The sequence below is a fragment of the Rhodobacter sp. NTK016B genome (genome assembly GCF_017303295.1).
In the GTDB taxonomy this organism is placed as follows: domain Bacteria; phylum Pseudomonadota; class Alphaproteobacteria; order Rhodobacterales; family Rhodobacteraceae; genus Pararhodobacter.
The window spans coordinates 381149-403575 of sequence record NZ_JAFKOK010000001.1 but is presented as its reverse complement, the minus strand read 5'-3'; the positions used below and the strand labels follow the sequence as shown (position 1 = coordinate 403575).

General features: G+C 67.6%; 23 protein-coding genes and 1 pseudogene. 14 read left to right on the top strand and 10 right to left on the bottom strand.

The features are described from left to right. Positions 1-133 precede the first annotated feature (133 nt). The gene (gene purD / locus JI664_RS02005) at positions 134-1396 is read left to right on the top strand and encodes a phosphoribosylamine--glycine ligase (protein ID WP_207012018.1); all 1263 of its coding nucleotides are present in this window, start codon (positions 134-136) and stop codon (positions 1394-1396) included. Beyond that, on the top strand, positions 1397-2119 hold the full coding sequence (gene recO / locus JI664_RS02000; protein ID WP_207012017.1) for a DNA repair protein RecO: 723 nt from the start codon (positions 1397-1399) through the stop codon (positions 2117-2119). It begins immediately after the preceding gene. 101 nt (positions 2120-2220) lie between these two features. On the opposite strand, the gene JI664_RS01995 is transcribed toward recO, so the two are convergent. Beyond that, positions 2221-2679: an Lrp/AsnC family transcriptional regulator gene (locus JI664_RS01995; RefSeq protein ID WP_207012016.1), complete on the bottom strand. Its 459-nt coding sequence runs from the start codon at positions 2677-2679 to the stop codon at positions 2221-2223. A gap of 134 nt (positions 2680-2813) precedes the next feature. Between JI664_RS01995 and putA the strand changes: the two genes are divergently transcribed. From putA to JI664_RS01980, 3 genes are all read left to right on the top strand, one after another. Beyond that, the gene (gene putA / locus JI664_RS01990; protein ID WP_207012015.1) at positions 2814-6242 is read left to right on the top strand and encodes a bifunctional proline dehydrogenase/L-glutamate gamma-semialdehyde dehydrogenase PutA; all 3429 of its coding nucleotides are present in this window, start codon (positions 2814-2816) and stop codon (positions 6240-6242) included. Beyond that, positions 6239-7045 (top strand): rhomboid family intramembrane serine protease, encoded by an 807-nt coding sequence (locus tag JI664_RS01985; protein WP_349768668.1) that lies wholly within the window; start codon positions 6239-6241, stop codon positions 7043-7045. The genes putA and JI664_RS01985 overlap by 4 nt, the downstream gene beginning before the upstream one ends. Before the next feature lie 98 nt (positions 7046-7143). After that, positions 7144-8076, top strand: a complete 933-nt coding sequence (locus JI664_RS01980; protein WP_207012014.1) for a pirin family protein — start codon at positions 7144-7146, stop codon at positions 8074-8076. Positions 8077-8314: 238 nt separating this feature from the next. Here JI664_RS01980 and JI664_RS01975 read toward each other — a convergent pair whose 3' ends face one another. Continuing rightward, entirely contained in the window at positions 8315-8947 is a 633-nt protein-coding gene (locus tag JI664_RS01975) for an NrsF family protein (RefSeq protein WP_207012013.1), read from the bottom strand. Then, positions 8944-9492: a sigma-70 family RNA polymerase sigma factor gene (locus JI664_RS01970; RefSeq protein WP_349768667.1), complete on the bottom strand. Its 549-nt coding sequence runs from the start codon at positions 9490-9492 to the stop codon at positions 8944-8946. Before JI664_RS01970 ends, JI664_RS01975 begins: the two co-directional genes overlap by 4 nt. A gap of 170 nt (positions 9493-9662) precedes the next feature. Here JI664_RS01970 and JI664_RS23860 point away from each other — a divergent pair. The 5 genes and pseudogenes from JI664_RS23860 to JI664_RS01945 form a co-directional block, all read left to right on the top strand. Further along, positions 9663-9998, top strand: a pseudogene (locus JI664_RS23860) (DUF2282 domain-containing protein); the annotation flags it as partial. Between the two features lie 166 nt (positions 9999-10164). Further along, positions 10165-11034: a DUF692 domain-containing protein gene (locus tag JI664_RS01960; protein ID WP_207012011.1), complete on the top strand. Its 870-nt coding sequence runs from the start codon at positions 10165-10167 to the stop codon at positions 11032-11034. Then, positions 11018-11752 carry a DNA-binding domain-containing protein gene (locus tag JI664_RS01955; protein WP_207012010.1) on the top strand — a complete coding sequence of 245 codons (735 nt, stop codon included), beginning with the start codon at positions 11018-11020 and terminating at the stop codon, positions 11750-11752. Before JI664_RS01960 ends, JI664_RS01955 begins: the two co-directional genes overlap by 17 nt. Beyond that, the gene (locus JI664_RS01950) at positions 11749-12228 is read left to right on the top strand and encodes a DoxX family protein (protein ID WP_207012009.1); all 480 of its coding nucleotides are present in this window, start codon (positions 11749-11751) and stop codon (positions 12226-12228) included. The genes JI664_RS01955 and JI664_RS01950 overlap by 4 nt, the downstream gene beginning before the upstream one ends. Before the next feature lie 120 nt (positions 12229-12348). Then, positions 12349-13776, top strand: a complete 1428-nt coding sequence (locus tag JI664_RS01945; RefSeq protein WP_207012008.1) for an amidase family protein — start codon at positions 12349-12351, stop codon at positions 13774-13776. A gap of 98 nt (positions 13777-13874) precedes the next feature. Here JI664_RS01945 and JI664_RS01940 read toward each other — a convergent pair whose 3' ends face one another. From JI664_RS01940 to rpsF, 7 genes are all read right to left on the bottom strand, one after another. Next, positions 13875-14612 (bottom strand): amino acid ABC transporter ATP-binding protein, encoded by a 738-nt coding sequence (locus tag JI664_RS01940; protein WP_207012007.1) that lies wholly within the window; start codon positions 14610-14612, stop codon positions 13875-13877. Then, the gene (locus tag JI664_RS01935) at positions 14609-15469 is read right to left on the bottom strand and encodes an amino acid ABC transporter permease (RefSeq protein WP_207012006.1); all 861 of its coding nucleotides are present in this window, start codon (positions 15467-15469) and stop codon (positions 14609-14611) included. The genes JI664_RS01940 and JI664_RS01935 overlap by 4 nt, the downstream gene beginning before the upstream one ends. An 18-nt stretch (positions 15470-15487) precedes the next feature. Then, positions 15488-16327: a substrate-binding periplasmic protein gene (locus JI664_RS01930; protein ID WP_286173759.1), complete on the bottom strand. Its 840-nt coding sequence runs from the start codon at positions 16325-16327 to the stop codon at positions 15488-15490. A 206-nt stretch (positions 16328-16533) separates the two neighbouring features. Next, positions 16534-16902, bottom strand: coding sequence for an ArsR/SmtB family transcription factor (locus JI664_RS01925; RefSeq protein WP_286173784.1), 369 nt, complete (start codon positions 16900-16902; stop codon positions 16534-16536). A gap of 263 nt (positions 16903-17165) precedes the next feature. Then, the gene (gene rplI / locus JI664_RS01920; RefSeq protein WP_207012004.1) at positions 17166-17744 is read right to left on the bottom strand and encodes a 50S ribosomal protein L9; all 579 of its coding nucleotides are present in this window, start codon (positions 17742-17744) and stop codon (positions 17166-17168) included. Between the two features lie 10 nt (positions 17745-17754). Next, a complete protein-coding gene (rpsR, locus tag JI664_RS01915; RefSeq protein WP_207012003.1) occupies positions 17755-17982 on the bottom strand; it encodes a 30S ribosomal protein S18 in 228 nt (75 codons plus the stop codon). Between the two features lie 26 nt (positions 17983-18008). Beyond that, positions 18009-18365, bottom strand: coding sequence for a 30S ribosomal protein S6 (gene rpsF / locus JI664_RS01910; protein ID WP_207012002.1), 357 nt, complete (start codon positions 18363-18365; stop codon positions 18009-18011). 297 nt (positions 18366-18662) lie between these two features. On the opposite strand from rpsF, the gene JI664_RS01905 reads away from it, so the two are divergent. The 4 genes from JI664_RS01905 (at position 18663) to JI664_RS01890 (ending at position 22423) form a co-directional block, all read left to right on the top strand. Beyond that, positions 18663-19913: a class I SAM-dependent methyltransferase gene (locus JI664_RS01905; RefSeq protein WP_207012001.1), complete on the top strand. Its 1251-nt coding sequence runs from the start codon at positions 18663-18665 to the stop codon at positions 19911-19913. Between the two features lie 86 nt (positions 19914-19999). Continuing rightward, the gene (gene fabD, locus JI664_RS01900; protein ID WP_207012000.1) at positions 20000-20929 is read left to right on the top strand and encodes an ACP S-malonyltransferase; all 930 of its coding nucleotides are present in this window, start codon (positions 20000-20002) and stop codon (positions 20927-20929) included. 192 nt (positions 20930-21121) lie between these two features. Then, positions 21122-21805 carry a hypothetical protein gene (locus JI664_RS01895; RefSeq protein ID WP_207011999.1) on the top strand — a complete coding sequence of 228 codons (684 nt, stop codon included), beginning with the start codon at positions 21122-21124 and terminating at the stop codon, positions 21803-21805. 66 nt (positions 21806-21871) lie between these two features. Then, complete coding sequence (locus JI664_RS01890) at positions 21872-22423, top strand: hypothetical protein (RefSeq protein WP_207011998.1); 552 nt, start codon at positions 21872-21874, stop codon at positions 22421-22423. The last annotated feature ends 4 nt before the right edge of the window (positions 22424-22427 follow it).

The window sequence follows — 22427 nt, the reverse complement described above, 5'->3', positions numbered from 1 at the left end:
CGGCGGGCGGAAGGCGGGACGGGCGAGGGCCGCGCGTCCGCTTAAGCGCAAACGCCTTGAGACAGGCAAGCAACCCGCTTACAAGCGCGCTGACTTTCAGTCTTTACGGGCGCGACAGGAACAGGCGGGCGGCATGAACATCCTCATCCTCGGCGGCGGCGGGCGCGAACACGCGCTGGCCTGGGCGATCAAGCAGAACCCGAAATGCGACAAGCTGATCGCCGCGCCGGGCAATGCGGGTATCGCCGCGATTGCCGAATGCGCGACGCTCGATGCCGAGGATGGCTCGGCCGTGGTGACCTTCTGCGAGGAAAACGCCATCGATTTCGTGGTGATCGGCCCCGAAGCCCCGCTGGCTGCCGGTGTCGCAGACGCGCTGCGCGATGCGGGCATCCTGTGTTTCGGCCCCTCGGGCGCGGCGGCGCGGCTCGAAGCCTCGAAAGCCTTCACCAAGGAAATCTGCGATGCGGCGAATGCCCCCACGGCGGGCTATGCGCGGTTCACCGAGCGTGAGGCCGCGAAAGCCTATGTACGCGAGCAAGGCGCGCCCATTGTCGTCAAGGCCGACGGTCTGGCTGCGGGCAAGGGCGTGATCGTGGCGATGACACTCGATGAAGCGCTGGCCGGTCTGGACGAGATCTTTGGCGGGGCCTTCGGAGACGCAGGCGCCGAAGTGGTGATCGAGGAATTCATGGAGGGCGAGGAAGCCTCGTTCTTCGTCCTCGTCGATGGCGAGACCTGTCTGCCCATCGGCACCGCACAGGACCACAAACGCGTGGGCGAGGGCGATACCGGCCCCAATACCGGCGGCATGGGCGCCTATTCGCCCGCACCGGTTCTGACCGACGCCATCGCGCAGCAGGCGCTCGACGAGATCGTGCGCCCGACCATGGCCGAGATGGCCAGGCGCGGCGCGCCCTATCAGGGCGTGCTCTATGCCGGTCTGATGATCAAGGACGGGCGCGCGCGGCTCGTGGAATACAATGTCCGCTTCGGCGACCCGGAATGTCAGGTGCTGATGATGCGGCTGGGCGCGCAGGCGCTCGACCTGCTGCTCGCCTGCGCCGAGGGGCGTCTGTCCGAGGCCCGCGTCAACTGGGCCGGGGATCACGCGATGACCGTGGTCATGGCCGCCGGGGGCTATCCCGGCAGCTATGAGAAAGGCACCGAGATCAAGGGCCTCGACGCGCTGCCCGAGGACAGCTTCAACATGGTCTTCCATGCGGGCACGAGGGGCGATCACGGGCGGGTGGTGGCCAATGGCGGTCGTGTGCTCAACGTCACCGCGCGCGGCGCGACGTTGGCCGAGGCGCATCAGCGGGCCTATGCGATGGTCGATGCAATCGACTGGCCGCAGGGCTTCTGCCGCCGCGATATCGGCTGGCGGGCGCTGTGAATGGACTGGGCGGGTGAAGGGCTTATGCTCGGCACGCGCCTGCATGGCGAGAGCGCGGCGATCATCGAGGTCTTCACCGCCGAACAAGGGCTGCATCGCGGCGTCGTGCGCGGTGGCGTCTCGCGCAAGCTGACGCCGATCCTGCAGCCGGGCAACACGCTGGCGCTGAGCTGGCGCGCGCGGCTCGACGATCATCTGGGCAATTTCACCGTCGAACCCGCGCGCGAACGGGCGGCGGCGATCCTGACCGATGCCGAGCGTCTCGCCGCGCTCAACGCCCTCTGCGCGCTTCTGGTCTTCGCGCTGCCCGAACGCGATCCGCATCCGCGCCTGCACGCGCTCACCACTCATCTGCTCGACCGGCTGGCCGGGGGGGATCGCTGGTTCGGCGCCTATCTTCTGTGGGAACGTTCGCTGCTCGAGGAAACGGGCTACGGGCTCGACTTCTCGGCCTGTGCAGTGACGGGGGCGGTGGACGGGCTGACCCATGTCTCGCCCCGCACCGGCCGGGCCGTCACGCGCGAAGGTGCGGGCGACTACGCCGACCGCCTGCTTCCGCTTCCGCCGCTTTTGCTCGACGCCACCGCGCCCGAGGACCGCGCGCAGATGGCGCAGGGCCTGCGCACCACCGGCCATTTCCTGCGGGACGTGCTGGCGCCTGCGCTGGGCTCGAAACCTTTGCCCGAAGCGCGCAACCGTCTCGCGGCCCGCTTTGATCGCTGAGCGGCATCTTTAATCCGCAAATATCCGCCGAGGAGGTCCAGAGGGGGAGGTCCGGAGGGGGCGCGTGAGTCCCCTCCGGGCGCCGAGGGGCTCGATGCCCCTCAGCGCCCGCCTTCCTTGACCGATTCCATCGCGACATGCGTCGAGGTCGACGAGACATGCGGCAGCGCCGAGATCCGTTCGGCCAGCGTCCGGCGATAATCGAGGATATCCTGCGAGCGCACCTTCAGCAGATAGTCGAACGCCCCTGCGATCATGTGGCATTCCTCGATCTCGGGCGTTTGCAGCACCGCCTTGTTAAAGGCCGTCAACGCCGCCTCGCGGGTATCGGACAGTTTCACCTCGACGAAGGCCACATGCGCCTGTCCCAGCCGATGATGATCCAGCCGCGCCTGATAACCGGTAATGAATCCCTCGCGCTCAAGCCGCCGCAGCCGCGCCTGCGTGGGCGATTTCGACAGGCTGATTCGATTGGCCAGTTCCGTGACGCTGATCCGTCCCTGCTGCTGCATCAGCCGCAGGATTGCGTGGTCGAAACTGTCGAGATCGTCGCGGTTCATGTTCCCGCCTTTCTGCCGAAAATCGGCGTATTTGCCTGCGGCGCGACCGTATTCGGGAAGAACGCGAGCCGCAATCGCGATATTATGGGGCCAACGTCTCTTGGCCCTTTTCCTTATTTCACGCAGGTTGTCCCATGAGCATGGATCCCCTTCTCGACCCCATTCCATCCAACGAAGAAACGCTGGTCAGCCGTCTTGCCGCCGATATGGCGCTCGACGACGCGGCGCGCGCGCGGGTTCACGACCGCGCCGTGGCGCTGGTGCGCGAGATCCGTGAGGGCGCGAAGCCCGGCCTGATGGAGGTCTTCCTTGCCGAATACGGCCTGTCGACGGAAGAGGGGATCGCGCTGATGTGTCTGGCCGAGGCGCTGCTGCGCGTCCCCGATGCGGCCACCATGGATGCGCTGATCGAAGACAAGATCGCGCCCTCGGACTGGGGCAAGCATCTGGGACATTCGGCCTCGTCGCTGGTCAATGCCTCGACCTGGGCGCTGATGCTGACGGGCCGGGTTCTCGACGAACGCGAGCCGGGCATTGCCGGGCATTTGCGGGGCGCCGTGAAGCGTCTGGGCGAGCCGGTGATCCGCACCGCGGTGGGCCGGGCGATGAAGGAGATGGGCCGTCAGTTCGTGCTGGGCGAGACGATCCAGTCGGCGATGAACCGCGCGCAGGGGATGGAGGCGCGGGGCTACGCCTATTCCTACGACATGCTGGGCGAGGCCGCGCGCACCGAGGCCGACGCGCTGCGCTATCTCGACGCCTATGCCCGCGCGATCGAGGCAATCGGCAAGGGCTGCAAGGGGCAGAACGTCAAGGCCAATCCGGGCATCTCGGTCAAGCTGTCGGCGCTGCATCCGCGCTACGAGGAAGCGCAGCGCGAGCAGGTGATGGAAGACCTCGTGCCGCGCGTGACGAAACTGGCGCGCATGGCTGCCAAGCGCGGCATGGGCTTCAATATCGATGCCGAGGAACAGGATCGTCTGGTCCTGTCGCGCGACGTGATCGCCGCCGTGCTGGCCGATCCGGCGCTCGAAGGCTGGGACGGGTTCGGCGTCGTCGTGCAGGCCTACGGGCCGCGCGCCGGCGCAATGATCGACTGGCTCTATGCCGAGGCCACGCGGCTCGACCGTCGCCTGATGCTGCGGCTGGTCAAGGGCGCGTACTGGGATACCGAGGTCAAGCGCGCACAGGTGATGGGCCTGCCCGGTTTCCCGGTTTTCACCGCCAAGACCGCGACCGACATTTCCTACATGGCGAATGCGCGCAAGCTTCTGGGCATGACTGATCGCATCTATCCGCAATTCGCCACCCATAACGCGCATTCGGTCGCCACCGTGCTGGAAATGGCTGACGGCCTGCCGCGCGACGCGTTCGAGTTCCAGCGCCTGCACGGCATGGGCGAAAGCCTGCATGACATCGTGCTGGAAGCCGAACGCACGCGCTGCCGGATCTATGCGCCCGTGGGGGCGCATCGCGACCTGCTGGCCTATCTGGTGCGGCGCCTGCTTGAGAACGGCGCGAACAGTTCCTTTGTCAACCGCATCGTCGATGACAGCGTGCCGCCCGAGGATGTGGTCCCCGATCCGCTGGCCGCGCACAAACCCTTCGCGCTGACCACCGGGCCCGACCTGTTCCGCCCCGAGCGCGCCAATTCACGCGGCTGGGACCTGACCGCCGCGCCGGATCTCGCTGCGATCGAGGCCGCGCGCCAGCCCTTCGGGATCGAGCATTTCGAAGCCGCGCCGCTGCTCGCCGTGCCCGCACAGGGCGGCGCAGCGGTCGATGCGCTGAACCCGGCGCGGCCCGGCGAGCGGGTGGGCCGCGTGACGCAGGCCAGCCGTGCTGACGTCGAGGCCGCTTTGGGGGCCGCCAAGGTCTGGGACGCTTCGCCCGAAGAGCGCGCGGCAGTGCTGGTGCGCATAGCCACGCTGTACGAGCGCGATTTCGGTCGGTTCTTCGCGCTGCTCGCGCGCGAGGCGGGCAAGACCCATCTCGATTGCGTGGGCGAGGTCCGCGAGGCGGTCGATTTCCTGCATTACTATGCCGCCTGCATCACCTCGGACATGGCACCGCGCGGACGTGTCGTCTGCATCTCGCCGTGGAACTTCCCGCTGGCCATCTTCACCGGCCAGATCGCCGGGGCGATGGCTGCGGGCAACGCGGTGCTGGCGAAACCCGCCGAGCAGACGCCGCTGATCGCCGCCCATGCCGTGGCGCTGATGCATGAAGCGGGCGTGCCGCGCGAGGTGCTGCAATTCCTGCCGGGCGAAGGCGCCGAGGTGGGCGCCGCGCTGACCTCGGACCCGCGCGTCGACGGGGTGGTGTTCACCGGCTCGACCGACACCGCGCAGGCGATCCGCCGGGCGATGGCCGACAATCTGGCCCCCGGCGCGCCGCTGATCGCGGAAACCGGCGGGCTGAACGCGATGGTGGTGGATTCGACAGCGCTGCCCGAACAGGCGGTGCGCGATATCGTCGCCTCGGCCTTCCAGTCGGCGGGCCAGCGCTGCTCGGCCCTGCGCTGCCTCTATGTGCAAGAGGACGTGGCGGGTCATATGCTGGAAATGCTGGGCGGCGCGATGGAGGCGCTGGTGATGGGCGATCCGTGGCACCTGTCCACCGATGTGGGCCCGGTGATCGACGCCGATGCCGCGCGCGAGATCCGCGCCTATGTCGCCGAGGCGCGCAAGGCGGGTCGCGTCCTGTACGAGCTGCGTGCGCCGGGTTCGGGGCATTTCGTGGCGCCGGTGGTGATCGAGGTGAACGGCATCGACGATCTGCCGCGCGAGATCTTTGGCCCGGTCCTGCATGTCGCGCGCTTCAGGGGCCGCGATCTGCCAAAGGTGATGGCGGCGGTCAATGCGCGCGGCTACGGGCTGACCTTCGGGCTTCACACGCGGATCGACAACCGCGTGCAGGAGGTGGTCGAGGCCATGCGCGTGGGCAATCTCTACGTCAACCGCAACCAGATCGGCGCGGTGGTTGGCAGCCAGCCCTTCGGCGGCGAGGGGCTGTCGGGTACCGGCCCGAAAGCGGGCGGTCCGGATTATGTGCCGCGACTGGCGGCCCCGGCGGGCGCTACGGTCACGGGTATGGGCACGGATACGGGCGCGGCGGATCTGAAGGCGCTGGAACGCGCGCTGGCCGCGCCGGTCCCGCAAGAGCCGGTTGCCGTGCATGACATGCCTGGACCGACGGGCGAATCCAACCGGCTGAGCCTGCATTCGCGCGCGGCCGTCCTGTGCCTCGGGCCGGGGGCGCAAGCCGAAGCGGCGCAGGCGACGGCGATCCGTGCGGCGGGCGGCGCGGCGGTCGAGGCGGGCGGCTCGGTTCCGGCCGCGTGGCTTGAGACGGCGCAGGGATTCTCGGGCGTTGTCTGGTGGGGCGATGACGACACCGCGCGCGGCTATACGCAGGCCCTGGCCCGGCGCAAAGGGGCGATCCTGCCGCTGATCACAGCGATGCCCGACGCGGCCCATGCCCTGACCGAGCGGCATCTGTGCATCGACACGACGGCATCGGGCGGAAACGCGCAACTGCTTGTTGACGCATCGGCGGCTTGACGGATGCGCGCGCGTCGCGCATCCCCTTTGCCATGCTGCCGTTTCGTGACCGTAACCCGTCGGGGTGTGTGCCCTATGTGACCTGGGCGGTGATTATCGCCAATGTGCTGGTCTTTGCGGCGTTCTATCCACTCGGCACGGACGCCTCGATCGCGCGGATCTATCACGATTGGGGCCTGATCCCGGACCGGTTTCTCAGCGGCAGGGGGCTTGTGACCCCGTTTACGGCGATGTTCGTACATGGCGGCTGGTTTCATCTGGCGCTCAACATGCTGTTCCTGCGCGTCTTCGGCGACAATCTGGAAGCCGAGCTGGGGTCTTTGCGCTTCGGGTTGTTTTATCTCGCCTGCGGGCTCATCGCCTTCGCGCTGCAGGTGCTGGCCGAACCGTCCAGCATGGTGGCCATCGCAGGGGCCTCGGGCGCGGTGGCGGGCGTGATGGGGGGGTATCTGCTGATGTTCCCCCGCGCACGGGTCGAAATGGTGGTCTGGTATGTGGTCGGCCTGCGCGTGGTCGCGGTGCCGGCCTGGGCGCTTCTGGGGGCATGGTTCGTCGTACAGGTCGCGGGCGGCATGACCACGCCCGCCGATGGCGGCGTGGCCTTCTGGGCGCATGTCGGCGGCTTCCTTGCGGGCGTCGCGCTGTGCTCGCGCACCTGGCGGCTGCGCGGCGGGCGGATCTTCTGGCGCCGTTTCGGGGGCGTGCCACCTCATCCCAGCGCACAGGTGGTGATCCCGGTGGTCCGCCGCCGTGGCGCCGCGCCCTTGCCACCCGCGCAGCCCAACGGCCTGTTCCGACGCTGATACCGCTCTGTGCAACGGCGCAGGTCTTGTCTGCATCTGTTGCCGCCGAAGCCGGGAACACCATCTTAGGGAGACGACCCGAGAGAGGAGCCTCAACGATGAGCTGGAACCCCACCTTCGACCCCGGTCCGTTGACCACGGATCCCGACGCGATTGAAACCGTGATCATCCCGCGAACGCGCGATCTGGGCGGGTTCGAGGTCAGGCGCGCGCTTCCGGCGGCGGCCCGGCGCATGGTGGGGCCTTTCGTGTTCTTCGATCAGATGGGACCGGCCGAATTCATCACCGGAGAGGGCATCGATGTGCGCCCGCATCCGCATATCGGGCTGGGCACGGTGACCTATCTGCTGGACGGCCATTTCATCCATAAAGACAGCCTCGGGACGGATCAGCGGATCAATCCGGGCGAGGTCAACTGGATGATCGCGGGGCGCGGCATTACCCATTCCGAGCGCACCGATGCCCAGGGCCGTCAGGGCCGCCACGATCTGTTCGGCGTGCAGACATGGCTGGCGCTGCCCGAGGACCGGGAAGAAATGGAACCGGCCTTCGAACATCACGGCAAGGAAGTGCTGCCGTTGCTCGATGCCGAGGGCAAGCGCGCACGGGTGATCCTGGGCCATGCCTGGGGCGCGCAGGCGCCGGTATCGACCTTTGGCGATGTGTTCTATGCCGATGTCCGGCTCGAGGCCGAGGCCAAGCTGCCGATGCCCGACGGGCACGAGGATCGGGGGCTGCACGTCCTGTCGGGCTCGGTGCATGTTGCCGGGCAGGAGATCAGCGCGGGGCAGATGGCGGTGTTCCGTCCGGGCGACGCGATTACCCTGCAGGCGGGCGCGGCGGGCGCACGGCTGCTTGTGCTGGGCGGCGATACGCTGAACGGGCCGCGCTATCTGTGGTGGAACTTCGTGAGTTCGTCGAAAGAGCGGATCGAGGAGGCCAAGGAACAATGGCGTCAGGGCCGCTGGGGCAAGGGCCAGTTTGACCTGCCGCCGGGGGACGATCAGGAATACATCCCGCTGCCGGATTGAGGTCTGGCGCATGGTGCGTGCAGAGCACGCACCCTACAGCCGGGCTCTGCTTTATGTGGCGGTAGGACAAAGCCCCGTGCCAAAGCCCTGTGCCCGGCGCGCGCGCGGGACCGCTGTCTTGAGGATCTGGCCCTATAAAGTGCCCCTATCCGCCGTCGCAGCGCCATCCCACGGAGCAGCGCTTGCCCGACATCCCTTGTCCGACGCTGTAGGGTGCGTGCTCTGCACGCACCACTCCTCACCAGCGCAGCAGCAGCGCGCCAATCAGGGCGCCCGCCAGCGTCACCGCCGCCATCGCCACACCATAAGCCGGGAAGAAATACATCAGGTGGTCATGCGGGCAATGCAGCGAATAGATCGCCGCCCCGGCCCCGCCCGCGATCAGCCCTGCCGCCGCCCCTGCGCGTGCCGGGTGCAACGGCGCGCCTGCGCGCAACGCCCAGAGCGATGCAGCGAGCGGCAGCGCCGCCAGCGTGGGGACCGAGATCAGGCAATTCGTGTAATCGGGCGTATCGAGGATCTCGGCAATGCGCGCCGCGGGCGTCACCGCCAGCCCCCAGACCAGCGCCAGCGCCAGCGCCGCTATCAACACGCCGATCAACGCCCATTCCCGGCGCGCCCGTGCTTCCGGACGGGCAAGGCCGCGCGCAAGCCACAGCGCGCTCAGCGCCAGCGCCACCGGCACCGCCGTCTTGTACACGGCGACCGAGCTCAGCGTCGCGGCCAGATCGGGGCGAACATGCCAACCCGCCAACAGCGCCGCCAGCGACAAGGCAACCGCCAGCGGCAGCACGCGCATCATCCGCGCGCCCGGCGAGGGGCGCGGCGTGGTGTCGGCGGCAAGCGCCGCGATCAGCGCGTCGGTCTTCATTCGATCATCCTTTCCCGCAGCCGGGCCACCGATTTCAGGGCCCGGTGCAAAGCCACTCTGACCGCCCCCTCGGTCATGCCCAGTTTCTCACCCGTCTCGGCGGTGCTGTCGCCGTCGATGCCGATCGCCCGCAGGATCTGCGCCGCGCGCGGCTCGAGCTGGTCGAGCACCCGCGCCATGTCGCGCGCCTCGAACGGATCGGCGCCTTCGGGCGCGGGCAGGATCTCGGCCATGTCCTCGACCGGGATCTCGACCCGCGTGCCGCGCGCCCGCAGCGCGTCGATCACCTTGTGGCGCGTCACCGCGTAAAGCCACGGACGCAACGGCGCATCCTCGCGCCATGTCTGACGCTTCAGATGGATCGTCAGCAGAACCTCCTGCACCACGTCCTCGCAGCCCTCAGCCCCCAGCGCCCCGCCGCGTGCCCGCACGATGCCGCGCACGACGGGCGCGATCTCGCCCAGCAGCCGGGCATAGGCCTGTTGATCGCCGCGATTGGCGGCGTGCATCAGGGCTTCCCATGACAGGCTCTCGGACGGTCTCACTCAGGCTCCATTACGCAGGCGGCGGGGCTGTTGTTACACCGCCCCCGGCCAATTTCGACGAAAATTCCGTCGATGTCACGGCTGCGTGAGCGGGCGTAACGCTTGCGGTGGGTCAAGCGTCTTGGCGATCAGGACCGCATGGTGCGGGCCGTTCCAACGGGAGAGTTCCGATGACCAAGACCAAACACAATGCCGCCCCCCTTCTTGCCGCTTCGATCGCCGCCGCGCTGGGCATGGCCGCGGGCGCCGCGCAGGCGCAGGAACAAGAGCGCTGCTACGGCGTGTCGATGGCGGGAGAGAACGATTGCGCAGCCGGTCCCGGCACCAGCTGCGCGGGCACCTCGACGCTTGATTATCAGGGCAATGCCTGGACCCTAGTTCCGGCGGGCACCTGCGCCGAGATGATGCTGCCCGAGGACGGGATGGGCCATGCCCGGATGGGCGTCAGCGCCGAAATGCTCGAAGAAGGCGGCTACGGTCCCGGTATCGCGCGCGATCTGCCCGCCAGCCTCGATCCCGCCATCGTCGCCACCTACATGCCCGCCATGATGGGCGACGACATGATGCATGACGACATGTCCGACGACACGATGATGGACGAGGGCTGACCCCTCGTCGCGGCCCCGGTTATCGCATTGACCGGGGCCGCGACTGCCTGACGGAGGATTTGCCATGCATCCCGATCCCGATTTTCATAGGCCTGACATCACCTTGCCCCGGCGCGCAGGGTTGGGCTTCAAGGCCGAGCATTTCGCCGATGCGCTGACGGCGCCCGTCGGTTTTTACGAAATCCATGCCGAGAATTACCTCGGCGCCGGCGGCGCGCCGCATGCGATGCTGACGCGGCTGCGCGCGGATCATGCGCTGTCGGTGCACGGCGTGGGCCTGTCGATCGGCGGCGCCGGGCCTCTGGACCGCGCGCATCTGGCGCGGGTGAAGGCGCTGGTCGACCGCTATCAGCCCGAGAGTTTCTCGGAACATCTGGCGTGGTCCTCGCACGGGGCGGCGTGGCTCAACGACCTTCTGCCCTTGCCCTACACGGACGAGACGCTGGCGCGGATCTGCGCGCATATCGACGCGGTGCAGTCGGCTCTGGGCCGCCCAATGCTGCTGGAGAACCCCGCGACCTATGTCACTTTCGCCGCCAGCACGTGGTCCGAAACCGATTTCCTGCGCGAGATCGTCCGGCGCACCGGCTGCGGGCTGCTTCTGGATATCAACAACGTCTTCGTCTCGGCCACCAATCACCGCAGCGATCCGCGCGGCTATCTGGCTGAGTTCCCGCTGGCGGCGGTGGGTGAGATCCATCTTGCCGGGCACGAGGCCGAGGATTTGCCCGATGGCCCCCTGCTGATCGACAGCCATTCGCGGCCCGTGGCCGACCCGGTCTGGGCCCTTTATGCCGAGGTGATCGCGCGCACGGGGCCGCTGCCGACGCTGATCGAATGGGACAACGACGTCCCCGCCTTTGCCGTGCTCGCGGACGAGGCGCGCCGCGCCGACCGGGTGATGGAGGGCGCGCGCCATGTCGCCGTCGCCTGACCACGCCGCCACCGAGGCCGCTTTCCACGCCGCGCTCTGGTCGCCCGACACGCCCGAAGGGCTGGCCCCGGCCGACGCGCTGGAGCGCCGCTTCGCGGTCTATCGCAACAATGTCCGCCACGGGCTGACGCGGGCGCTGGCCGCCCGGTTCCCGGTGGTCGAACGGCTGGTCGGGCCTGAATTCTTCAGCGCGATGGCGGGCGTCTTCGCTGCCGCGCATCCGCCCGTCACGCCGGTTCTGTCGGAATGGGGCGGCGATTTCCCGGCCTTCCTGTCGGGCTTCCCGCCCGTCGCGGGGCTGCCCTATCTGCCCGATGTCGCCCGGCTCGAAGCCCTGCGCGGGCAGGCCTATCACGCCGCCGATGCGCCGGTCGCCGATACTGCCGCGCTGAGCACGGGCGATCCCGCGCGGCTGGTGCTGACGCTGGCGCCCTCGGTCCATGCCTTCGCCTCGGCCCATCCGGCTTTGCGGATCTGGCAGGCCAACCAGCCGGGCCGGGCGCCCGCACCGCCCGGGTCCGGCCCCGACCACGCGCTGATCGCGCGCAGGCCGGACTTCGCCATCGTCACAGAACCGCTCGACGCGGGCTCGCACGCGATCCTCAACGCGCTTCTGCAGGGCAAGCCCCTCGGCATGGCGGCAACCCGCGACCCTGCGCCGCTGCTGGTGCTGCTTTTGCGCCATCAGCTCATTTCCCGAATCGGAGACCGGCCATGACCGACACTGCAAGCAACGCTTCCCGCACAGGCCGCGAAACCGGTCTCCGCCCGCGTCTGCGCGCGCTCAACGCGCTCGCGGCCCGTCTGCTGCCGCTGGATCTTGCCCAGCTTGCGGCACGGCTGGCTGTCGGCATCGTCTTCTGGCAATCGGCGCGCACCAAGGTCGAGGGGTTCTCGATCCGCGAGCAGACCTATTTCCTGTTCGAAAACGTCTACGACCTGCCGCTGATCCCGTCGGACTGGGCGGCGGTGGCGGCGACGCTCGGCGAGCATACCCTGTCGGTGCTGTTGATCCTTGGACTGGCCAGCCGCTTTGCCGCCGCCGGGCTTCTGGTGATGGTGGCGGTGATCCAGCTGTTCGTCTTCCCCGAAGCCTGGGTCCTGCACGGCACCTGGGCGGCCTGTCTGTTGCTGGTCCTGTCGCGGGGTGGTGGTGTCGTGTCGCTCGACCGCGCGCTGCGGATCGACCGCTGACGGCGCACTACCTCGCGGGCGTCGCGGATGAGTATTTGTGGCAGAATGAAAGCCCGATTGCCGGTTGCGCGGCAGGGGGCGGCGGTCCTAACCTGCGCGCTCACCGCGATGGAGCACCGCATGACCGATACCCCTCTCTGGCAATTGACGGCAACCGAGCTGTCGGCGCTGACGCGCGCAGGCGAGGTCGGCGCCGAAGAGGCGGTGGGCGCGGCCATCGAACGGATGCAGGCGGTCAACCCGGCGCTGAACGCGGTGGTCGTGGACTTGTCCGAGGCCGCGCTGAAGCGCGCGCGCGCGCTCGATGCCTCGGACGCGCCCAAGGGGCCGCTGCACGGTGTGCCGGTGACCATCAAGATCAATGTCGATCAGGCGGGGCAGGCGACGTCGAACGGGCTGCCGGGGCTGAAAGACGCGGTCGCGGCCGAAGACGCGCCGCTTGTGCGCGCGCTGCAGGAAGCCGGCGCGGTGGTGATCGGCCGCACCAACACGCCGGAATTCTCCTTCCGGGTCGATACTGACAATCCGCTGTTCGGGCGCACCCACAACCCGTGGGGCGCGCATCTGTCGGCGGGCGGCTCGTCGGGCGGGGCGGGGGCCTCGGTCATGGCGGGGATCGGCGCGCTGGCGCATGGCAACGATATCGCGGGCTCGCTGCGCTATCCGGCGGCGGCGAACGGTGCGGTGACGGTAAAGCCGGGTCTGGGCCGCGTGGCCGCGTGGAATCCGGGCCAGAAGGCCGAGCGCGGGATGCTTGCACAGGCGATGTCGGTGCAGGGGCTGATCACCCGCTCGGCGCGCGATCTGGCGCTGGCGATGCCGGTGATGATCCGTCCCGATGCGCGCGATCCATGGCATGTGCCGCTGCCGTGGAAGGGCGCGCAGATCGAGGGCAAGATCAAGGTGGGCTTCACCAAGGAGACGCTCGATTTCCCCCTCCACCCCGAGGTCGAAGCGGCGCTCGACGATGCCCGCGAGGCGCTGATCGATGCGGGCTACGCGGTCGAAGAGATCACCCCGCCGGGCCTGCGCCAGCTTGCCGAGACCGCGTTCCGCGCTCTGATGACCGAGACCGAGGCGATGCTCGGCCCCGATATTCAGCGGTTGGGCTCGGATACGATCAAGAGTATCTTCGCCGAGTATTTCGCGGCCTTCCCGCCCTATGAGCCCGAGGAATACCTGCAGGCCGTCGCCGCGCGCACCGGGCTGGCGCGTCGCTGGTCGCTCTTGCTCGAAGAGTATCCGCTGGTGCTGACCCCCTTCCTGCCGCAGCCCTTCTTTGCGCCGGGCCGCGATACCCAGGGGCCCGAAGGCGTGGCCGAGGTGCTGGGGTCGGCGATCTGGTCGACCTCGATGAATTTCCTTGGCTTGCCCGCGGGCAACGTTCCGGCCCGGCTGGCAGGGTTGGAGACCGGCGCGCAACCTATCGGTGTGCAGATCGTCGGGCGGCGCTGGCGCGAGGATCTGGTCGTCGGCGCGATGGCTGCGATCGAGGACGGGATCGGCCCGATGGCGCCGCGCCTGTGGTCGCGCATGGATCGCGCCTGATCCGCCCATCTTTAATCTGCAAATATCCTCGGGAGGATTTTCAAGGAGGGTGGAAAACCCTCCTTGAAGCGGGGGGCACCGGGGGGCGGCAGCCCCCTTTAAAGCCGCCCGGCCTCCAGCAGCCGCTCCAGAAATTGTCGCGTGCGCGGATGTTCGGGCGCGTTGAATAACTGGGCGGGCGGGGCCTCTTCGACGATCCGGCCGCCATCGAGGAAACACACCCGGTCCGCCAGATCGCGCGCGAAGCCCATTTCGTGGGTAACGATCACCATCGTCAGCCCGCGCGCTTTCAGGCCCCGGATCGCATCCATCACCTCGCCCACCAGTTCGGGGTCCAGCGCCGCCGTCACCTCGTCGAGCAACAGCACGTCCGGTTGACCGGCCAGCGCGCGGGCCAGCGCCACGCGCTGTTGCTGGCCACCCGAAAGCTGTTCGGGATAGGCGCGCGCGAAGCGTTCCATGCCGAAAAGCGCCAGCGTCTCGATCGCCTGTTCCTCGGCCTGCGCGCGGGGCAGGCGCAGCACCTTGCGCGGCGCGAGGGTGATGTTGTCGATCACCCGCATATGCGGGAACAGGTTGTAGCTCTGAAAGACGATGCCGACGCGCTGTTGCAGCCCGGTCCGGCCCCAGCTGGGATCGGTGACGGGGCGACCGTCAATGCGGATCTCGCCCCAATCGGGGTCGATCAGCCGGTTGATGCAGCGCAGAAGCGTGGATTTCCCCGACCCCGAGGCGCCGATCAGGCAGACAACCTCGTGCCGGGCCACGTCGAGAGTGACGCGGTCGAGCACCAGATGCGGCCCGAAATACTTGGTCAGCTCGCGGATCTCGATCATGTTTCCTCGGCCATCTGCAGGCGGCGCTTGCGGTCGCGATGGGTGATCCAGTCGGCCAGCCGGGCCATCGGGATGGTGGCCAGCAGAAACAGCAGCGCGGCCACCACCAGAGACGAGTAGTTGAACGTGCTGGCGGTATAGATCTGCGCCTCGCGCACAGCGTCGCGCACGCCGATCACGCTGAGCAGCGCCACGTCCTTTTGCAGCGCGACGACGATATTCATCAGGGATGGCACGGCGTTGCGCAGGGCCTGCGGCAGGATCGCGTACAGCATCACCTGTCCTTCGTTCAGACCCAGCGCGCGCGCGGCCGAGCGCTGGCCCTCATGCACCGCGTCGATGCCCGAGCGGTAGATTTCGCACACATAGGCCGAATAGCTCAGCACCATCGCCACACCGCCCCAGAACAGGCCGGAATTGGGCAGGCCGGCGATGCGCAGGGCCGGGATGCCGAAGCCGAACAGGATCACCAGCAAGAGCGCGGGCAATCCCCGGAACAGGTCGACATACAGCATCACCATCAAGCGGAAGGGTGCGAACCATGGCCCCCGCAGCGAGCGTATGACGGCGAGAACCAGCGCCCAGACCGCGATGCAGGCCATGGCGATCAGCCAGACCTGAAGGTTGGTCAGGAAGCCATGCGCGACGCGGGGCAGGGCGGCCAGCATGTGATCGACCGAGAAGAATTGCCGCTGGATGCGCGGCCAGTTCTCGTTTTGCGCGATGAGCCAGGCCAGCCCGCCAAAGACGGCAAGGATGCTGCCCGCGCTGATCATCCCCGGCAGCAGCGCGCGGCGCCAGTCGAAGCCCCGCCGCCGGGGTAGCGGCGGGGGTGTCGTCGGTTGTTCGGGGATCATCCGGTCTCTGCTTCGTGCTTATTCGGAGATCATCGGCAGGTCGGGATCGGCCAGCAGCCATGTCTGGACCAGTTCGTCGACGGTGCCCGACGCGATCACTTCCGACAGCGCCGCATCGACCCACGGGATCAGCGGGCTGCCCTGTTCGAACAGCAGGCCATGGCCTTCGTCGCCGCCATCGGGCGGCAGGATCGCGGTGATCGAGGCTTCGGGGATCTGCACGGCGGTGGCGAACAGCGCGGTGGGGATGGCGGCGACGGTGGCGTCGATCTGGCCCGCCTGCATCGCCTGGAATACGCCGACCTGATCGTCATAGACCATCACGTCTTCGACCCCCATTACGTTTTCCAGATAGGCCAGATCGGTGGTGCCGATTGCCGCGCCCCAGCGCGCCTGCCGCAGATCGGCGAAGCTTTCGGCACCGATCACCGGCGAGCCGGGCAGCGCAATCACCGCCTTGTCGGATTGGTAATAAACTTGGCTGAAGCCCACCACCTCGGCCCGCGCGGGCGTCACCGAGACCTGATTGATGGCGAAATCGAAGGGTTTGTCGCCGGGTGCGATGATCTGTTCGAAAGTCATGCGGACCCATTGCACCTGATCGTGCTCGAAGCCCATCTGCTCGGCCAGCGCGTAGACCAGCGCGTTCTCGAAGCCTTCGCCGCTTTCGGGCGAGTCGTTCATCATCCACGGCGGATAGACCGGGTCCGAGGTTCCGACCGTCAGCATGCCCGGATTGACGAGGCGCGGGTCGTCGGTCGTGCCGGTCGTGTCCTGCGCCATGGCGGGGTGGGCTAGCGCCAGCGCGGCGAGCGTGGCGGCGGCGAGCATGCGGAAAGCGGATCTGCGGTCGGACATCTGGGTCACGGACTCCCTGTTGGCCCCCGGTTCAGCCGGGATGCGGTGGAACATGGCGCAAGCTTTGCGCCCCCGCGCGACTTAGGCAAGGGAAAGCGTGACAGGATTCTGCATTGATCGGGCAGGACGACGAAACCCCGCGACGCGGCGATGCGCGCGTGGCGGGGTTCGGTCGGCGGGGACCCGGGGGATTGTTCAGGGGGCGTTCAGCCCTCGTCGGGGGCGGGCGAAATCTCGGGCGCGGGCATCGGGTCGGCGCCGCAGAACATGTCGTACATCAGCCCGATCGTGCGGGCCGCGCGCGGATCGCCCAGCGTGTAATAGATCGTCTTGCCCTCGCGGCGGCAGGTCACCAGACCTTCCAGCCGGAGCCGTGCCAGTTGCTGGCTGACGGCGGCCTGCCGCGAGCCCAGAAGCTGCTCAAGCTCGGTCACCGATTTCTCGCCCGAGGAGAGATAGCACAGGATCAGCAGCCGCCCTTCATGCGCCAGTGCCTTGAGAAAGGCGGCGGCGGCCTGCGCCTGTTCGACCATGTCGTCGACCGGACGCAGCGCGCAGTCGGTGCCTGCGGGCATGTCGGTCGGATTGACGCTCATGATCTCCGACGTATTCGAGTTTTCGAGCGTGTTTGCGTTTGAAGCGGTGCTCATTCACGCAACTCCGGTGAGTTTTGGATGCAAGGATTGCGATTTGTACAAAAGAAATAGGGGCGCAAGCGCGATCCGGCAAGTCTTTAACATGCAAAAGGGCGCACAGGTGTAACACCGTGCGCCCTTCGCTGAGTTTTTGAGCGGCCTTATGCCGGGCCAGGGCGGCCCGACACGCGGCACGGCCCGGATCAGGCGTCTTCGTCTTCGTCCGAAGCGGCACCGATTTCGTCGAACAGTTCCTGGATCTCGAATTCGGCCTCGGCTTCTTCCTCGGCGGCGAGTTCCTGGATCGACTTGCCCGACGCCTGCAGCTCGGCCTCTTCGGGCGAGCGGGCGACGTTGACGGTGATCTCGGCGTTGACTTCCGGGTGCAGCGCCACGGTCAGCGTGTGCAGGCCGAGGTTCTTGATCGGCGCGGTCAGAATGACCTGACGGCGGTCGATCGAGAAGCCTTCGGCGGTCGCGGCATCGGCGGCGTCACGCGGGGTGACCGAACCGTAGAGCGCGCCGCTGTCCGAGGCCGAGCGGATGATGACGTAGGTCGTGCCATCCAGTTTCGCGGCCAGCGCTTCGGCTTCCTTCTTGGTTTCCAGGTTGCGCGCTTCGAGCTGCGCTTTCTGGTCCTCGAAAGCAACCTTGTTGGCTTCGGTGGCGCGAAGAGCCTTGCCCTGCGGCAGCAGGAAGTTCCGGGCGAAACCGTCGCGAACCTTCACGACGTCGCCCATCTGGCCCAGCTTGGCCACACGTTCGAGCAGAATCACTTGCATGGTGGGATCCTCACTTCACGGCGTAGGGCAGCAGGGCGAGAAAGCGCGCGCGCTTGATGGCGCGGGCCAGTTCACGCTGCTTCTTCGCCGAAACGGCGGTGATGCGGGCGGGGACGATCTTGCCGCGCTCAGAGATGTAGCGCTGCAGAAGACGGGTGTCCTTGTAATCGATCGCGGGCGCGTTATCGCCCGAGAACGGGCAAACCTTGCGGCGGCGGAAGAACGGCTTGGTGGCCATGGGGTGTTACTCCTGTCTGACCTGAATCAACGGCGACGGTCGCCGCGGTCACCGCGGTCGTCACGCTTCTGCATCTGCGCGGTGGGGCCGTCTTCGTGCTTGTCGACCTTGATCGACAGGACACGCATGACGTCGTCGTGCAGGCGGGCCAGACGCTCCATCTCCTGAATCGCGGCCGACGGGGCGTCGGTGCGCAGGTACATGTAGTGGCCCTTGCGGTTCTTGTTGATCTTGTAGGCCATCGTTTTGACACCCCAGTATTCGGTGCCGACGATGCTGCCGCCGTTGTCGGAGACCACGGTCGAGAAATGCTCGATCAGGCCTTCCGCCTGCGCGTTGGACAGATCCTGACGCGCGATCATGACATGCTCGTAGAGAGGCATGCGTGCTCCATTTCTATCAGGGCGCATTTCATAAGGCGGGCATGTGATACCCTGCCGCGGCCCGCCCACGAGAGTCTGCGCCGGAATCGTGGATGCAGCAGGATGGGGCCTTATAGCCGGATTGCCGTCCGACGCAACCCCGGACGCGATCGGCCAAGGGCATGAGAACGGGCCCCGGAACAGGGCCCGGAACAGTGTCCGGCTGGGCTGTGCGAGTCTCTTGACCGATAAGCTTTACGGGTTAAATATTAACCATAGCATTCAACAGCGATCATGGACGGATTGTGGGGGTCCATCATGTGGACACGTATGCTCGATACCTATCTGAAGTCGTTGGTGCGGATCGGCGCGCTGACCCTGCGCCTGCCCGACGGGCTGAGCTATCGCTACGGGCCGGGGGGCGACGGGGCGCCCGATGTCACCGTTACCATCAAGGATGAAGCGACGCTGCGCTCGCTGGCTCTCAACCCGCATCTAACGCTGGGCGAAGCCTATATGGACCAGACGCTGGTCATCGACGGCGACGACCTGCACGGGCTTCTGGAACTGGCGATGCGCAACATCTCGGCGGGGGCGGATTCGGCGCTGAACCGGCTGCAGGGCGCCGTGCGCTCGGCGCTGACGACGGCGATCCGGCGCAATCCGATAGCCAAGTCGAAAGAGAATGTCGCCCATCACTACGACCTGTCGGGGGCGCTGTACGATCTGTTCCTCGACGAAGACCGGCAGTATTCCTGCGGCTATTTTCTGTCGCCTGATGACAGTCTGGACGTGGCACAACGCCAGAAAAAGGCGCATATCGCGGCCAAACTGCTGCTTAAGCCGGGCATGAAGGTGCTGGATATCGGCTGTGGCTGGGGCGGCATGGCGCTGACGCTGGCGCGCGATCACGGCGCCGAGGTGCTGGGCGTCACATTGTCCGAGGAACAGCTCAAAATCGCGCGCGCCCGCGCGCGCGAGGCCGGTCTTGAGGACCGCGTGCGCTTCGAGCTGATGGATTACCGCGCGGTGACCGGGCAGTTCGACCGCATCGTCTCGGTGGGCATGTTCGAACATGTCGGCGCGGCCCATTACACCACGTATTTTGCCAAGGTGCGCGACCTGCTCAAGCCCGACGGCGTGGCGCTGATCCATACGATTGGCCGCTTCACGCCCCCCGGTGCAAGCAATCCGTGGATCACCAAGTACATCTTCCCCGGCGGTCATATTCCGGCGCTCTCGGAAATCATGGAACCGGTCGAGAAGCTCGATCTGGTGCCCACGGATGTCGAGGTCTGGCGGATGCATTATGCCTATACGCTGCGCAACTGGCACGATCGCTTCATGGCCCGGCGCGACGAGGCGGCGGCGCTCTATGACGAGCGGTTCGTGCGGATGTGGCGGTTCTATCTGGTGGCGAGCGAGCAGAGCTTCCGCTGGTACGGGCAGGGCGTGTTCCAGCTGCAGATCGCGCGCGATCAGCAGGCGGTACCGCTGACGCGCGATTACCTCGCGGGACAGGCGACGAATGCTGCCACGCGGCTGCCGCAGGGCGAACCGGCAGAGTAACCGCCGCCCCCTGCCGTCCAACGCAGCGTTGCGCTGGCGCCTTGGCATCGTTATGCGATGGCCCAAGCGTTTAAGGGAGGTTTCCAATGAGCAAAGCCCTCGTCTTTCCGGGCCAAGGGGCGCAGTCCATCGGTATGGGCAAGGATCTGGCTGCGGCCTATCCGGCGGCGAAAGCGGTGTTCGACGAGGTCGACGACGCGCTGGGTCAGTCGCTGTCGTTGCTGATCTGGGAAGGGGACGCGGCCGAGCTGACGCTCACCGCCAATGCTCAGCCCGCGCTGATGGCGACCTCGCTTGCCGCGATGCGCGCGCTCGAAGCCGAGGGCTTCGCGGTCACCGACTCGGCCTATGTCGCGGGCCACAGCCTTGGCGAATATTCGGCGCTCGCCGCGGCGGGCGCGCTGAGCGTCGCCGATACCGCGCGGCTGCTGCGGATCCGGGGCGAGGCGATGCAATCGGCGGTGCCGGTGGGCATCGGCGCCATGGCCGCGCTGCTGGGGCTCGACTTCGCCACCGCGACCGAGGTCGCCTCGGAAGCCGCGCAGGGCGAGATCTGTCAGGCCGCCAATGACAACGATCCCGCGCAGGTCGTCGTCTCGGGCCACAAGGCCGCCGTCGAACGCGCGGTGGAGCTGGCCAAGGCGCGTGGCGCGAAACGCGCGGTGATGCTGCCGGTCTCGGCCCCGTTCCACTGCGCGCTGATGCAGCCCGCCGCCGACGCGATGGCCGAGGCGCTGGCAGGTGTGAGCATCGCCGCGCCTGCGGTGCCGCTGGTGGCCAATGTCCGCGCCGATGCGGTGAGCGATCCCGACACGATCCGTGCGCTGCTGATCGAGCAGGTGACCGGCTCGGTCCGCTGGCGGGAATCGGTTGTCTGGATGCTGGCGCAGGGCGTCGACACGTTCTGGGAAGTGGGCGCGGGCAAGGCGCTGTCGGGCATGATCAAGCGCATCGAGCGCAGCGCCACGCTGGCCGCTGTCGGCACCCCCGCCGATATCGCCGCGCTGAAGGGCTGAGCGGCGAAGGGGGGCTGTCTGCCCCCCTCGGCGCGGATGCGCCTCACCCCCCGAGGATATTTCCGGATTAAAGATGACTGGGCGCGGTCTTCCGGCGGGAGGCCGCGTCTTTTGCTTGCGCGCGGCTTCACGAACCCTTCAGGGCGCGCGAAAAGGCTTGACGGTAAGCGGCGCGCGGCCTCGGATAAAGGTATGCGCGCGCTTTTGCTTTTCTGTGTCCTGCTTGCCGCCTGCGGTCGTCCGCTGACGGTGCACGAGGCCGATCTGGCGGCCCGGCTTTTCGGTGCGGGGCTGGACCCGGCGCCGGTGCGGGTGGTCGAGAATGGGCTGGTAGGGCTGCGCAGTCACAGCTTCCCGGTCCGGCCCCGCACCACCTGCCGCGAACGCATCCTGCCGCCGGTCGAGGGGCCGGTCTCAGAAGCGCGCGGCGCGGGGGTGGTGCTGGGCAACCGGATGCAGATCCGCCCCGATCTGTGGCGCGAGGATTATGCGCGGCGCGAAGACGGCGACGGTCTGTCGCTGGGCGCGGCGATGTTCCTCGCCCACGAGCTGACGCATGTCTGGCAGCATCAGAACCGCGCACGCACCGGCTATTCGTTGTTGCGGGTGGGGCGCGAGCATGTGGCGCTGGAGGATCCGTATCTGTTCGATGCCGAACCGCAGGTCGGGGCCGAGACGCGGTTTCTGGATTACGGCTACGAGCAGCAGGCGAGTCTGGTCGAGGAATATGTCTGTTGTCAGGCGCTCGATCCCGAGGGGGCGCGGACCGCGCGGCTGCGCGGGCTTCTGGCGCAGGCGATGGCGCCGGGCGACTTGCCCGATATTCCCGTCTATCTGCCGTGGGACGGGGTCGAGCGGCGCGGGATCTGCGGTTAACGCGGGCTTGACCTGCGCAGCCATGCGGAGCGTGTTAGGATGGCGCAAAGCAATCGCGAGGCAGACATGGATCGTCGCACTTTCATCACCGCGCTGACGGGCGCGGGTATCGGGCTGGGCGCGGGCGCGCTGCAGGCCCAGGGTAATCTTCGGGAGCGGATCGGCGAGCGCAATCCCGTCCGGGTGCGCGAGGGCGGCGAGACCGCGCTTCTGACGCAGATGCTGGTCACTGACGGCGCCTCGGCGCTGGTGCTGAACTGGCCCTCGGGCGGGCTGCTCTATCCCGAGGACCGGGTCGATCTGTCGGGCGTTCCGGGGGTCGGCGGGGTCTTCCGCACACCGTTCCGGACCCGCTGGGTCGAGGCGCAGCCGCTGGCATCCGTCAGCATGATCGCGCAGGTCGGGTTGTTGATGGCGCGGGTCGTGGACCTGTCGGCGCTGAGCGGGCGCGGGGTCACGCTGGGTGCCGAGGATGTTAGCTGGGATCTGCCCGGCGCGTTGCGGCCCGGCACGCCGCCGATGATGCCCCGGATCGCCGCGCGCGATGTCGGCGCGATGCGGTTGGGAACGGATGGCCGGGTGCTGGTCCATCTGCCGCAGATGTACGCGCTGACCTGATACC

Excerpts from the sequence above, each read along its gene's own strand:
- JI664_RS01995 (WP_207012016.1), bottom strand. The coding sequence starts at position 2,679 with ATGAACCGCGACGATCTCGACAGTTTCGACCACGCAATCCTGCGGCTG.
- JI664_RS01935 (WP_207012006.1), bottom strand. The coding sequence starts at position 15,469 with ATGATCCCCGAACAACCGACGACACCCCCGCCGCTACCCCGGCGGCGG.
- purD (WP_207012018.1), top strand. The coding sequence starts at position 134 with ATGAACATCCTCATCCTCGGCGGCGGCGGGCGCGAACACGCGCTGGCC.
- JI664_RS01930 (WP_286173759.1), bottom strand. The coding sequence starts at position 16,327 with ATGTCCGACCGCAGATCCGCTTTCCGCATGCTCGCCGCCGCCACGCTC.
- JI664_RS01895 (WP_207011999.1), top strand. The coding sequence starts at position 21,122 with ATGCGCGCGCTTTTGCTTTTCTGTGTCCTGCTTGCCGCCTGCGGTCGT.
- JI664_RS01890 (WP_207011998.1), top strand. The coding sequence starts at position 21,872 with ATGGATCGTCGCACTTTCATCACCGCGCTGACGGGCGCGGGTATCGGG.
- rpsF (WP_207012002.1), bottom strand. The coding sequence starts at position 18,365 with ATGCCTCTCTACGAGCATGTCATGATCGCGCGTCAGGATCTGTCCAAC.
- JI664_RS01975 (WP_207012013.1), bottom strand. The coding sequence starts at position 8,947 with ATGAAGACCGACGCGCTGATCGCGGCGCTTGCCGCCGACACCACGCCG.
- JI664_RS01980 (WP_207012014.1), top strand. The coding sequence starts at position 7,144 with ATGAGCTGGAACCCCACCTTCGACCCCGGTCCGTTGACCACGGATCCC.
- JI664_RS01905 (WP_207012001.1), top strand. The coding sequence starts at position 18,663 with ATGTGGACACGTATGCTCGATACCTATCTGAAGTCGTTGGTGCGGATC.
- JI664_RS01925 (WP_286173784.1), bottom strand. The coding sequence starts at position 16,902 with ATGCCCGCAGGCACCGACTGCGCGCTGCGTCCGGTCGACGACATGGTC.
- JI664_RS01945 (WP_207012008.1), top strand. The coding sequence starts at position 12,349 with ATGACCGATACCCCTCTCTGGCAATTGACGGCAACCGAGCTGTCGGCG.
- JI664_RS01940 (WP_207012007.1), bottom strand. The coding sequence starts at position 14,612 with ATGATCGAGATCCGCGAGCTGACCAAGTATTTCGGGCCGCATCTGGTG.
- JI664_RS01960 (WP_207012011.1), top strand. The coding sequence starts at position 10,165 with ATGCATCCCGATCCCGATTTTCATAGGCCTGACATCACCTTGCCCCGG.
- JI664_RS01955 (WP_207012010.1), top strand. The coding sequence starts at position 11,018 with ATGTCGCCGTCGCCTGACCACGCCGCCACCGAGGCCGCTTTCCACGCC.
- rplI (WP_207012004.1), bottom strand. The coding sequence starts at position 17,744 with ATGCAAGTGATTCTGCTCGAACGTGTGGCCAAGCTGGGCCAGATGGGC.
- recO (WP_207012017.1), top strand. The coding sequence starts at position 1,397 with ATGGACTGGGCGGGTGAAGGGCTTATGCTCGGCACGCGCCTGCATGGC.
- fabD (WP_207012000.1), top strand. The coding sequence starts at position 20,000 with ATGAGCAAAGCCCTCGTCTTTCCGGGCCAAGGGGCGCAGTCCATCGGT.
- rpsR (WP_207012003.1), bottom strand. The coding sequence starts at position 17,982 with ATGGCCACCAAGCCGTTCTTCCGCCGCCGCAAGGTTTGCCCGTTCTCG.
- JI664_RS01950 (WP_207012009.1), top strand. The coding sequence starts at position 11,749 with ATGACCGACACTGCAAGCAACGCTTCCCGCACAGGCCGCGAAACCGGT.
- putA (WP_207012015.1), top strand. The coding sequence starts at position 2,814 with ATGAGCATGGATCCCCTTCTCGACCCCATTCCATCCAACGAAGAAACG.